This window comes from Synechococcus sp. Minos11 (genome assembly GCF_014279855.1).
Lineage (GTDB): Bacteria > Cyanobacteriota > Cyanobacteriia > PCC-6307 > Cyanobiaceae > RCC307.
The window spans coordinates 2,155,672-2,168,937 of sequence record NZ_CP047953.1; the positions used below are offsets into that span (position 1 = coordinate 2,155,672).

Below are 13,266 nucleotides of genomic sequence, written 5' to 3' on the forward strand. Positions count from 1 at the left end.
GAACGGCGCGATGGTTTCTGTTCCCCTGAATGAACCAGAGAGGGAACGCACGCGCCGCAAAGATGCGGAACTGTTTGAGGCGACGCCCGAGCAGATTCCACCGCAGAACTTAGAAGCCGAGGAAATGATCCTCGGCGGCATCCTGCTCGACCCCGATGCCATCGGCCGAGTCGCTGATGTGCTGCAACCGGAAGCCTTCTACACCGGTGCCCACCGGGAGATCTTCCGCACCGCCTTGATGCTGCACGGCCAGGGCAAGCCCACCGACCTGACAGCGATGGTGGCCTGGCTCGCGGACACCGGCCAGCTGGAGAAGGTGGGCGGCAGCAGCCGGCTCAGTGAGCTGGTGGACCGCACCCTCAGCACCGCCTCGATTGAAGAGGTGGCCAAGCTGGTGATGGACAAGCACCTGCGCCGCCAGCTGATCCGCTCCGGCAATGAGGTGATTGGCCTTGGCTTTGATCAAAGCAAGCCCATGGATCAGGTGCTCGATGAAGCCGAGCAGAAGATCTTTGCGATCAGCCAGTCCAAACCGAGTCTGGGGCTGACGCCCACCGCGGAAATCCTCACCCGCACCTTTGAAGAAATTGAAACCCGCTCATTAGGCACCTCGGTGGCGGGCATCCCGGTCAACTTCTACGACCTCGATGCGATGACCCAGGGCCTGCAACGCAGCGACCTGATCATCGTGGCCGGCCGCCCTGCCATGGGTAAAACCTCGATCGTGCTGAACATCGCCAAGAACGTGGCGCAACTGCACGACCTACCGGTCTGCGTCTTCAGCTTGGAGATGAGCAAAGAGCAGCTCACCTACCGGCTGTTGTCGATGGAGGTGGGCATCGAAAGCGGACGGCTGCGCACCGGCCGGCTCAATCAAGAGGAGTGGCCGCTGTTGGGGCAAGGCATCAGCACGCTGGGACGGCTGCCGATCTTCATCGACGACAAACCCAACGCCGGCGTGCTGGAGATGCGCTCACTCTGCCGGCGCTTGATGGCCGAACAAGGCCGCGAGCTCGGCTTGATCGTGATCGACTACCTGCAGTTGATGGAAGGCTCCGGCTCCGATAACCGGGTACAGGAGCTCTCGCGCATCACGCGGGGGCTGAAGCAAATGGCGCGCGAACTCAATGTGCCGGTCATCGCCCTTTCCCAGCTCAGCCGCGGCGTGGAAGCGCGCACCAACAAGCGGCCGATGCTCAGTGACCTGCGGGAATCCGGCTCGATTGAGCAGGACGCGGACATCGTGATGATGATCTACCGCGATGAGTACTACAACCCGGAAACGCCCGATCGCGGCATCACCGAAGTGATCGTCACCAAGCACCGCAACGGCCCAGTTGGCACCGTGAAGTTGCTGTTCGAAGCGCAGTTCACCCGCTTCCGCAACCTGGCGGCACCTGGGGGCTAGGCGAGCAGCTCATGTGGATCGGGCGGATCTTGCTGCTGGGTTATTTGTCCTCGCTCGTGGCGCGTTGGACGATGAGCCCCGCTAAGCACCGCCGTTATGTGGCTGGTTGGCTGCGCGCCTTTCGTAAAGCCACCGGTTGGCTGCCGCGGGGGCGGCACCGCAGCCGCCGCTTGGCCACCAAAGTGTTTTGCTCCACCTTGAAGCAACGCCATTCGCCAAAACCAGCCCGTAGATCACAGCCGCCGCAGGCCGCAGCCGCCAAGCACTGACGCCAAGGCCAAGGTTGACGTTGAAACTGAGCGACACCGTCTTCAACAGCTGCGCTGAGCTGGCCGCTCTGATGGAGCCGGTGTCACCGGCGATGGCGGTGCTGCAGCTCAGCTGTGGCCCAACCCAAGGACGCTTGCGGGTTTATGGGCTCGGACGCTTTCGCGTCTCGGTTCTGGAGACATCACAAACGCTGTTCCTCAGCGGCCCAAGGCGCAGCGATCGACTGACGCTGGCGTTTGAGCTTGGACGCACCTGCGATCTGAGCAACCTGCGTGCCCAGGGCGCTGCCATGCCATGGCCTGGATTTTTGGGCTTCAACCAGGAGCTCACTGACTTTGATTTACACCTGCCAGCTGGGAGTCAATTGACCACGCTGCTGCTGCCCAAGGCACTGCTGCAAGACAACCCGCGCGCAACACAAGGCACCCTCGTTAGCCAACGATTGCAGCAGTGCAACCTGCTTGAACTCAAGGCGCAGCAGCAGGCTGAGCTGGCCGCATGGCTCAATGAGCTGATCAACAGCCCAACCGGTCAACCGCCAGAGCCCATCACTGAGGGGCTGCTGGATGTGAGCTTGACCGCCTTTGCAGAGCCAACGGCCCAAACCGGCCTCAACCAACCGCGACAAGAACGGCACAACGCAGCTCTCAAGATGCTGCACCGCTGCATGGCCAACCCCAAGGATCTGGTGAGCAGCGATGCGCTCAGCGAAGAACTGGCGGTGTCCCGCTCAGCACTGTTCAAAGGCTGCCAAGAACATTTCGGGCTCACGCCGACCCAGCTGCAGCGCTCCATCCGGCTGGACCGGGTGCGCACAGAACTGCTCCAAGGCGATGGCAGCATCGGGGCTGTAGCGGCTGAATTCGGCTTTCAAAGCCGCAGCCATTTCGCCCGCCGCTACCGCGAGCAATTCGCTGAGCTACCGCAGACAACGCCACGCGTCAGCCAGCTTTGAATGCGTCTGGGCAAATCGTGCACATATGGGATCACCAGTCGTTGCAATGGAAATGCAAGCTTTTAACCTGAGAAATCACTAAGAGATCCCTGAGACGCTCCAGTGCCTGACTCCATGCTGGTGCTGCTTCGAGATTGCTGGGGGTCCAGACAACTCCTCAGCCTGAGGAAAGGCGATCGCCTCGCACGCCCTGAAAAGGTGTAGCGGTGTCAAGTCCAATATTCCAATCCGCCGCCACAAACACCGACGGCACCAAAGTTGTCCTCACCTACGACGAGGCGCTCTCTGCCACAACAGCTGCCGCCTCTGCCTTCACAGTCACCTCAGGCGGCATTGGAAACGACGTCACCGCTGTTGCCGTCTCCGGTTCCACCGTTGAGCTAACCGTCAGCAGGCCCATTCCCAGCTGGCACGCACTGGCAGTTGCTTACGCCGATCCATCGAGTTCCAACGACAGCAATGCGGTTCAAGACAGCCAAGGCATTGACGCTGCATCGCTAAGCAGCACTTCCGTCACCAATAACTCAACGGTGGAAGGCAGGGCCTTCGAAGAAGCAGGCAACCAAAGCACACTCAAAAGCAGCACCACAGACGATTGGTATGGCACTGCTGTCACCCTCTCAAAAGACGGCAGCACGATGGCTGTTGGTGTACCGCGAGCAGCTGGAGGCGGAACAAGAAGAGGCCAAGTTCGTATCTACAAGCGCAGTGGAGACGATTGGAACCTCATTGACACGATTAATGGAACCCAAGACCTCGCTCAGCAAGGGCACGCCATATCACTATCAGCCGATGGAAACATTATTGCGATTGGCGCCGCGGCTTATGACAACGGGAGCAAATCGAATGCTGGACATGTTCGCACATTCAAATATGACACTTCAAGTTCAAACTATAGCGAATATGGCAGCAATCATGAAATCAAAGGCCGGAACATCAGCGACTCTTTTGGCGTCTCAGTTTCGCTATCAGCTGACGGAAAGGTCTTAGCCGCTGGCGCAAGCGGGCACGACTACAGCAACCAAAGCGATGTTGGTTATATAGAAATATATCACCTCAATGATTCAAACCAATGGGTCCGAAAATTATTCAAAAGAGGATCGCTAGAGGATAACCATTTTGGCGGAGAAATAGCAGTCTCGGCTGACGGTAAAACGGTTGCGGTGGGAGGACCTGGCGATACAAGCAATAGCAATCAAGGTCGAGTTGTTGTTTACCGATACAACGAAAGCTCTGACAACTGGCTGATACTTGGCCGAGGCAAGTGGGGAGAGGCCAGTGAAGACCGCTTTGGTCGGTCACTCTCAATCTCCGCTGATGGCTCAGTTCTAGCGGTTGGTGGACCGGAAAATGATGATGCCGGCAGCAACATAGGCCGTGTTGATCTTTTTGAACTATCAGAAAGCGGGGACCTGCAACCGCTTGGCTTGCCCATCTATGGAGAAGCCAATGATGACCAATCAGGTGTTGCAGTAAGCCTTTCCGATAATGGCAGGCGAGTAGCCATTGCAGCCCACCTCAATGATGGTGGGGGAACTGATTCAGGCCATGTTCGGCTCTACGAATTCATTGATGGCTCATGGCAACAGCAGGGCATTGACCTTGATGGGCCGACCCAACAAAGTTTTCGGAATAACGAGAATATCGCGATCAGCCTGTCGGGTGATGGCACCCATCTTGCAATTGGATCTCCGGCTTCCAATGACTCAGCCCCAAATGTTGAAGGATTGGTTCGCATCTTCAATTTCCATGACAGCGTCACACCAACACTGAGCTCGAGCCAAACATCGATTGATGGCGAAAAAATCATTGTCACATTTAGCGAAAACCTGTCAGCGGATCTACCAAACAGCAGTCAATTCAGCGTTTCGGTCAATGGATCAAACAGAACAATCACGGGGATTGAGGCCAAGGGTCCAAGCATTGAACTAACCCTCGACCAAGCGATTAAGAGCAGCGATACCAACATTCAAATTAGTTACAGCGACGCATCAGGCGGTGACGATAGTGCTGCAGCACAGGATTTCAGCGGCAATGACGCCAGCTCGTTTAGCAATCAAGCAGTCGCCAATCTCTCCGTCATTGACCTCGGCAGCCGATTCTTAGTGGATGAAGATGGGAATAAGTTTGCAGAGTATGGCTACGCCAAAGTTGGACCTGGTTTTACCCAGGTTGATCTCAATCTTTCAGGGGGCTTCTCATCTCCTCTGGTCTTTAGCAACGTTGTCAGCCGCAACGAGCGAGACCCGGTGGCGACAAGGTTAAATGCCGTCACCAGCAACTCCTTCCAAGTACAGCTCGACGAACCAAAGTATTACGGGACCTCCAAAGGAAAGAGCTTCCACACCGATGAAATCATCAGTTACTTTGTTATCGAAGCAGGCAAACACACACTTGCCGATAAGAAAGTCTTTTACGCAAAATCAGAAGGCCAAAAGAGGCATCCCAGCAACCCCTCAACGAAATCACAAAGCTGGTCAAGCACGATCTCATACGCTGATGCCAGTTTCAACGAGATTCCTGTTCTCTTTGGTCAGTCACAAACGCATGCTGGCGCAGATTTCATCACCACACGCACCAAGAATGTCAGTAAAACAGGTTTTCAATACAGCTTGCAGGAGGCAGAGAATAAAGGCAGTCACCCAGCCAAGGAAACCTTTGCCTGGATGGCCTACTCGGGCGGCAACAGCAACAGTGGCGGCATTGAACTTGAAGGACAAGCACTAGACAAAGTCTTCACCCATACGCCCAAACAACAATCATTTCTCAACAGCTACGCATCAACCCCTTTCTTACTGGCTGGTCTGCGCACATTTGAAGATAGCAACACGGCTTTTAGCCGTGTTTATGATCTCAACACCAGTACTTTTACGGTTGGCCTCCAAGAAGAAAGTTCATCCAGCGGTGAACTTGAACACTCAAATGAGAGTATCCATTACTTAGCGATTGCCACCAGCGCTCCACCAAGCATCCAGTCAGCCACCAAAAGCTTTGCTGAAAACACCGACACAACATCTCAGGTCACAGTCATTGACCTGCAGGACTCCAACACCCTCACAGATAAGAGTCCAGATGGTGAAGCCATTAACTACAGCATCAAGTCAGGCAATACGGACTTATTTGCTATCAACTCCAACACTGGCATCATCACAATTAAAGCTGGTGCCAACCTGGATTACGAAACAGTAACCAGCTATGCACTCACTATCGGCGCCCAAGCCGGCAATGCATCGACAGAAGCAGTTATCACGGTCAACATCACGCCGTTCAATGACAATGATGTTGTCTTAAGTGACAACAACAGTAGTCAAAATACAGTTGCGGAAAATGTGTCCACCGGAACAACCGTTGGAATCACAGCCTTAGGAACTGATGCTGACCGCGGCGTAACGATCAGCTCCTATGCACTAACCGATGACGCCGGCGGTCTGTTTGCCATCAACTCCTCCACCGGAGTTGTCACCGTTAACGGATCAATTGACTACGAGAGCAAGCAATCACACACGATCACGGTCAAAGCAACGTCCTCCGATAGCTCGGCAACGACCAAAGACTTCACCATTGCCGTTACCGACGTTGATGACAACACACTCTCCGTAGCCGACAGCAATTCAGCCACCAACACCATTGCTGAAAATGCCACAGCTGGTGATGGCGTTGGTGTCACCGCACTCGGCACCGATGCCGATTACGGCACCTCCATTGCCTACGACTTCACTTCCAACCCAAGCAACCTCTTTGCCATCAACGCCTCAACCGGCGTCATCACGCTCGCTACTGGCAAAACACTCGATTACGAATCCGCCCAGTCCCACACCGTCACCGTTCGCGCCACATCCACCGACTCCAACGGCGACACCTCAACCGCCACCAAAGAAATCTCCATTGCCGTTACCGACGTTGACGACAACACACTCTCCGTAGCCGACAGCAATTCAGCCGCCAACACCATTGCTGAAAATGCCTCATCAGGCACAACCGTTGGTGTCACTGCCCTCGGCACCGATGCCGATTACGGCACCTCCATTGCCTACGACTTCACCTCCAACCCAAGCGACCTCTTTGCCATCGATGCCTCAACCGGCGTCATCACGCTCGCGACTGGTAAAACACTCGATTACGAATCCGCCCAGTCCCACACCGTCACCGTTCGCGCCACATCCACCGACTCCAACGGCGACACCTCAACCGCCACCAAAGAAATCTCCATTGCCGTTACCGACGTTGACGACAACACACTCTCCGTAGCCGACAGCAATTCAGCCGCCAACACCATTGCTGAAAATGCCTCATCAGGCACAACCGTTGGTGTCACCGCCAGCGGCACCGATGCCGATTACGGCACCTCCATTGCCTACGACTTCACCTCCAACCCAAGCAACCTCTTTGCCATCAACGCCTCAACCGGCGTCATCACGCTCGCTACTGGCAAAACACTCGATTACGAATCCGCCCAGTCCCACACCGTCACCGTTCGCGCCACATCCACCGACTCCAACGGCGACACCTCAACCGCCACCAAAGAAATCTCCATTGCCGTCAGTGATGTCAATGACATCAAGCCAGTCATTGATGATCAAATCGTAACGGTCAAAGAGAACGTTGCAGCTGGCACGGCATTTTTAAACATCAATGACAGCAGCCAAGATGATGATGTTGATGCCGAAAATAACGACCTCAGCTACACAATCCAAAGCGGCAATACTGACAATCTATTCCAAATTGATGGGGACACAGGTGAGTTGTCCATTGCCAGCGGCCAATCCCTCAATTATGTCGAAGGAGGAAGCAATCAATACATCCTGGTTGTTCAAGCCAGTGATGGCGCCCTAACCGACACAGCCAACATCACCATCAAGGTCGGCAACGTTGATACCAGCGCACCTGACATTGAAGATGCCACCAAGAGCATTGCTGAGAGCATCAGCTCTGGCACAGAAGTCATCGATATCAATGATGAGAGATCTGGCCAAGACCAAGACAACGATGGCGATGCCATCACCTACACCTTTACCAGTGACGGAAATCCAGGAAGCCTGTTTGCCATTAATGCTTCAACAGGGCAGATCACGCTCGCTGATGGCCAGTCGTTGGATTATGAGAATGCCAATCACCGAGTCATCCGATTGGTTGTTCAAGCCAGTGATGGCAGCAAAACCGATCAAGCCACGATCACCATCAATGTCACCGACTTTGATGACAACACACTCTCGGTAACCGACAGCAATTCAGCCACCAACACCATTGCTGAAAATGCCACAGCTGGTGATGGCGTTGGTGTCACCGCACTCGGCACCGATGCCGATTACGGCACCTCCATTGCCTACGACTTCACTTCCAACCCAAGCAACCTCTTTGCCATCAACGCCTCAACCGGCGTCATCACGCTCGCGACTGGCAAAACACTCGATTACGAATCCGCCCAGTCCCACACCGTCACCGTTCGCGCCACATCCACCGACTCCAACGGCGACACCTCAACCGCCACCAAAGAAATCTCCATTGCCGTTACCGACATTGATGAATTCACTCCCAGCCTCAGTGATGGGGATAGCACAGCCAACACAGTTGCAGAAGATGCAACGGCTGGAACCACTGTGGGGGTCACAGCCAAGGGCAGTGATGGCGATGCTGGAACCAGCTTCTCCTATGCCTTCGCCAGCGATGGCAACCCCGACGTTTTATTCGACCTAAACGCAACAACAGGCGTTGTCACGCTCGCAGGGAGCCTGGACTATGAAACTGCCACGAGCCATTCAATCAAAGTTGTTGGCACTGCCACAGACAGCAACGGCGGTAGCAAAACAACAGAGGAAACCTTCCAAATCAATGTTGGCAATGTCAATGACAATGACCCAGCCCTAGCGGCACAAAGTGTTGACGTTCTGGATTCCATCAGTGCTGGCACAGAACTGGCCGACCTCAAGGATTCCAATACCTCGAATGACACCGACCGCGACGGCGATGCCATCCAATACTCGATCACGGCTGGCAATGAAGATAAACTCTTTGCGATCAATAAAACAACAGGAAAGCTATCGCTAGCCACTGGAAAATCACTGGACTACGACACATCAGATCAACACACCTTAACGATTACAGCAACAGATAGCGGCGGACGATCAGGGACAGCAACAATCACCATTGATGTTCAAGACTCCAATACAGCCCCTGTTGCAGTTGATGATGCCATCACCCTGAATGAAGACAGCAGCGTTGATGTTGCTGCAGCCAGTGGCATCATTCAAAGCAATGACAGCGATCAAGAGGGCGATTCCTTAACGGTTCACAAGTTCTACCTCGGAGAAAGCACAGAAACCTCACCAACAGAAGGAATCCTTGGCCAAGCCATTAACGGCACCTATGGATTACTCACGCTTAATGCGGACGGCTCCTATCAATATTCAGCGGATAACGCCAATGCACTCGGTTCAGGCGAAACAGCTGTGGACTCGTTCCATTACGTCTTAACGGATAACAAGCTCACGCAAACAGCTGATATCAAATTCACCATCACAGGCATCAATGATGCGCCATCGCTCGTTGATGCCACCAAGAAAAAGAAATACACCGAAGGGCAAGGCAATGTCACCGTGATTGACGGCAGCCTGGACATTGTTGACCCCGATGACACAGAGATTGCAAGCGCAACGATCAAATTCAGTTCAGATACTTATCAAGCATCAGAAGATGTTCTTGGCTTCACCAATGTCTACAGCATCATTGGCAATTGGGAGAACACAACAGGAGAGCTCTCTTTAACCGGCACCGCTTCCCTCTCCAATTACATCGCAGCGCTTGAAACAGTCACCTACACCAATACCGATGATGCTGATCCGGTGATTGGCGACCGCAAAATTGAGTGGACCGTCAACGATGGCGAGTCCAACTCAACGCCCATTACTTCGATCGTTGACGTGGGCGGCACCAACGACGCACCCGAAAGTGTTGATGAAGCGGTTGCCGTGGAAGCAGGTTCGACGGTTTCAACGGAATCACAGGCCAAACTGCTTGCCAATGACACCGATCCAGAAGGGGATTCGCTAACGATCCAGCAATTCCGCCTAGGCACAGAGCAACAGAGCAGCGCCGAATTTCAAGCGGGAAACACCCTCACAGGCCAATTCGGAAAGATGACCATCGAATCAGATGGTTCTTACACCTACATTGCCGATCAGACTGCATCCAAACGTCTACTGACAGGTGAGACGCGGACCGAAACATTTACCTACACCGTTTCTGACTCCAAAGACACGGATACCGGTGAAATTACATTCACCATTACTGGCATCAATGACAGCCCCGTGGCCACCAATGATGCCTTCGAAGTTCAGGAAGACAGCTCCAAATTCAGGCCGACTGTTCAAGGCTTGATCTCAAACGACAGCGATATCGATGGTGATTCTCTCTCCATCTCAACCGTGCGAACGGGCGCTGAAACCTCCACCTTTGATATCAGCAGCAACACCCTCAGCCGCACTGCGGTAGGCACCTACGGAACGATTGTGATTAATGAGGATGGCTCCTATCGCTACACAGCCGATCAAGACGCCGCCGATGCCTTAGATCCCGGCGATGAGGTCACGGATCTGTTCACCTACACCATCAGTGATGGTGAAACGACAGACACCGCTGAAATTGCCATCAAGGTCACTGGTGTCAACGATCAACCAACACTGGCTGCAATCCCAGCAGGGACCATTAGCGATCAAGAAAACTCCACTGATTTAGTCACCAGCAACCTCACAGGCACACTCACAGCCAGCGACCCCGATGCCTCCGCTTCGCTGAGTTTTGGGATCTTTTCGGTTAGCAGTTCAGAGCTGAATTCTCAAAGCAACGACATCGGCCTCAATGCCACAAGCACCCAGGCGGGCACCTACGGAACCTTGAGCCTCAACACCTCCACCGGTGCTTACAACTACACCCCCAACAGTGCAGCGATTGAAGCCCTGAGTGCGGGGGACAGCGTGTCTGATTCCTTCTCGCTTTATGCCTCAGACGGCAGCTTGAACGCCACCCAGTCGTTCCAGATCAACATCACTGGAGCCACCGACCCAAGCAGTTCCACAGACTCAGGCAGCGGATCCAACGGCTCATCATCGTCGTCAACGACGAGCGATCAAGACGACAGCACACTGCTCAGCAGCAAGCGTCAAACCAACTCCTTCTCAACCTTGACCAGCGATGGGCAACTGCAAGAGCGCTATCGCTCCATGCCCGCCGCTCAAAAGCGCGACACCGGGCTGGGGCAAGACCTCAATCAATTCGGGCTCACCAGCCGCAACAGCGACATGGAGCTGGGCACCTCTGGCGATGGCATCGGCACCGCCCTCAACATCTTTGGTGTCACCTTGCTGGCCCTACTCGATCCCGCCGAAGCCATCCGCGCCTTCCTGGAAAACCTCAAAGGCAGTGGCTCTCAAGAGGTCTGCGAAGGCGCTGACAGCTGGGCAGGTTCTGAGTTCTGCTCCCAAATCGACTTTGAGCAGCAGCAAGCACCAGCACTGCCGCTACCAACCGGCGTTCAAGGCATGGCGCCGCAGGCCCAAGCCAACCCGATGGCCAACCCTGCCGCCTTGGGGCTCGAGCCACTGCAACCCCAGGCCGATCCTTGGTGGCCTGATCAGACAGCCCAGGGCTTCTAAGCCGGTTCCGATAATGAAGAGATGGAGCCAGCTGCGCTGCCCACCGAATCCTTTGAGCTGATCGTTGTCGGCGGTGGTCATGCCGGCTGCGAAGCAGCGCTCACCGCCGCGCGGCTGGGCATCTCCACGGCCCTGTTCAGCCTCAACCTTGATCGCATCGCCTGGCAGCCCTGCAACCCAGCCGTGGGCGGTCCTGCCAAAAGCCAGCTGGTGCATGAAGTGGATGCCCTTGGCGGGGTGATCGGCCGCTTGGCCGATGCCACCGCCCTGCAAAAGCGGGTGCTTAATGCCAGCCGCGGCCCAGCGGTCTGGGCCCTGCGCGCCCAAACCGATAAACGCCAATACGCCCGCCAGATGCTGCAGCTGCTGCAGCACACCCCGAATCTGGCCCTGCGCGAAGCCATGGTCACGGGGCTGGAAACCAGCGGCAGCACAGAGGGCGGTGATCTGCGCATCACGGGCGTGCGCACCTATTTCGGCAGCATCTACAACGCCCAAGCGGTGGTGCTGACCACCGGCACTTTCCTGGGCGGACGCATCTGGGTGGGCAACCAATCAATGCCAGCTGGCCGGGCCGGCGAGCAACCCGCTGAAGGCCTCACTGAAGCGCTGCAGGCCTTGGGTTTTGCCACCGATCGGCTCAAAACCGGCACCCCGGCGCGGGTGGATCGCCGCAGCGTGGCGCTCGAGACCCTGGAGGAGCAGCCCAGCGATGCCCATGAGCGCTGGTTCTCCTTTGACCCAGAAGCCTGGGTGAGCAGTGAACCGATGAGCTGCCACATCACCCGCACGACCGCGGCCACCCATCAACTGATCAAAGACAACCTGCACCTCACCCCGATCTACGGCGGCTTCATCGACAGCAAAGGGCCCCGCTATTGCCCCTCGATCGAAGACAAGATCGTGCGCTTTGCCGATAAGGACTCGCACCAAATTTTTCTGGAGCCAGAAGGGCGCGACACCCCTGAGCTCTACATCCAGGGCTTCTCCACCGGCCTGCCGGAGCGGCTGCAGCTGGAGCTGCTGCGCACCCTCCCTGGACTGGAGCAATGCGTGATGCTGCGCCCGGCCTACAACGTCGAATACGACTACCTGCCCGCCACCCAACTGCTGCCTTCGCTGCAAACCAAACGGGTCGCCGGGCTGTTCAGCGCCGGGCAGCTCAATGGCACCACCGGCTATGAGGAAGCGGCGGCCCAGGGCTTGGTGGCTGGGCTCAATGCGGTGCGCTTGATTCGCGGCCAAACACCGGTGCACTTCCCCCGCGAAGGCAGCTACATCGGCACCTTGATTGATGATCTGGTCACCAAGGATCTGCGTGAGCCCTACCGGGTGCTCACCAGCCGCAGTGAATACCGCCTGGTGCTGCGCGGCGACAACGCCGACCGGCGGCTGACGCCATTAGCCCGCGAGCTGGGCCTGATCGATGCGCGGCGCTGGCAGATCTATGAGCGCAAACAAGAGGGCATTGCGGCGGAAACCAAGCGCCTGGAAGCCGTGCGGCTCAAGGTCAGCGATCCCGTTGCACCAGCGGTGGTGGAGCAAACCGGCGCGGCGATCAAAGGATCGATCACCCTGGCTGATCTGCTGCGCCGGCCGGGCTTTCACAGCAACGATCTGGTGCGCCACGGCCTCGCCGATGGCGAGCTGCCGGTCGACGTGCGTGAAGGCGCCGAGATCGATGTGAAATACAGCGGCTATCTCGCCCGCCAAACCCAGCAGATCGAACGGGTGCAGCGCCAAGGCCAGCGCCCGATCCCCAGCGGCATCGACTTTCACAGCATCACCACCCTTTCCCGGGAAGCCCGCGAACGGCTCACCGCAGCCCAACCGCTGAACCTGGGCCAAGCCTCCCGCCTGCCGGGGGTGAGCCCAGCCGATGTCACAGCGCTGCTGTTGTGGCTGGAGTTGCAGGATCGCCAAGCGGCTACCACCACCCTCGCCAGACCTTGAGCTGATCGATAGGTTGGTGCGTTCGCGCCCCA

Annotated in this window: 5 protein-coding genes; all 5 read left to right on the top strand. The window is 56.1% G+C overall.

Features of this window, described 5'->3' with window-relative positions:
• Window positions 1–10 precede the first annotated feature (10 nt).
• The 5 genes from dnaB to mnmG all read left to right on the top strand — a co-directional run bounded on the left by dnaB (window position 11) and on the right by mnmG (window position 13,234).
• On the top strand, window positions 11–1,408 hold the full coding sequence (dnaB, locus tag SynMINOS11_RS12135) for a replicative DNA helicase (protein ID WP_043737471.1): 1,398 nt from the start codon (window positions 11–13) through the stop codon (window positions 1,406–1,408).
• Between the two features lie 71 nt (window positions 1,409–1,479).
• Complete coding sequence (locus tag SynMINOS11_RS12140; protein WP_255445416.1) at window positions 1,480–1,677, top strand: hypothetical protein; 198 nt, start codon at window positions 1,480–1,482, stop codon at window positions 1,675–1,677.
• A 14-nt stretch (window positions 1,678–1,691) separates the two neighbouring features.
• The gene (locus tag SynMINOS11_RS12145; protein ID WP_186548807.1) at window positions 1,692–2,633 is read left to right on the top strand and encodes a helix-turn-helix transcriptional regulator; all 942 of its coding nucleotides are present in this window, start codon (window positions 1,692–1,694) and stop codon (window positions 2,631–2,633) included.
• A gap of 206 nt (window positions 2,634–2,839) precedes the next feature.
• Entirely contained in the window at window positions 2,840–11,281 is an 8,442-nt protein-coding gene (locus SynMINOS11_RS12150; protein ID WP_186548809.1) for a beta strand repeat-containing protein, read from the top strand.
• 21 nt (window positions 11,282–11,302) lie between these two features.
• Complete coding sequence (gene mnmG, locus SynMINOS11_RS12155; protein WP_186548811.1) at window positions 11,303–13,234, top strand: tRNA uridine-5-carboxymethylaminomethyl(34) synthesis enzyme MnmG; 1,932 nt, start codon at window positions 11,303–11,305, stop codon at window positions 13,232–13,234.
• Window positions 13,235–13,266: the final 32 nt, after the last annotated feature.

Bases quoted from the DNA above. Each gene is read 5' to 3' on its own strand.
- SynMINOS11_RS12140 (WP_255445416.1), top strand. From the start codon at position 1,480: ATGAGCCCCGCTAAGCACCGCCGTTATGTGGCTGGTTGGCTGCGCGCC.
- dnaB (WP_043737471.1), top strand. From the start codon at position 11: ATGGTTTCTGTTCCCCTGAATGAACCAGAGAGGGAACGCACGCGCCGC.
- mnmG (WP_186548811.1), top strand. From the start codon at position 11,303: ATGGAGCCAGCTGCGCTGCCCACCGAATCCTTTGAGCTGATCGTTGTC.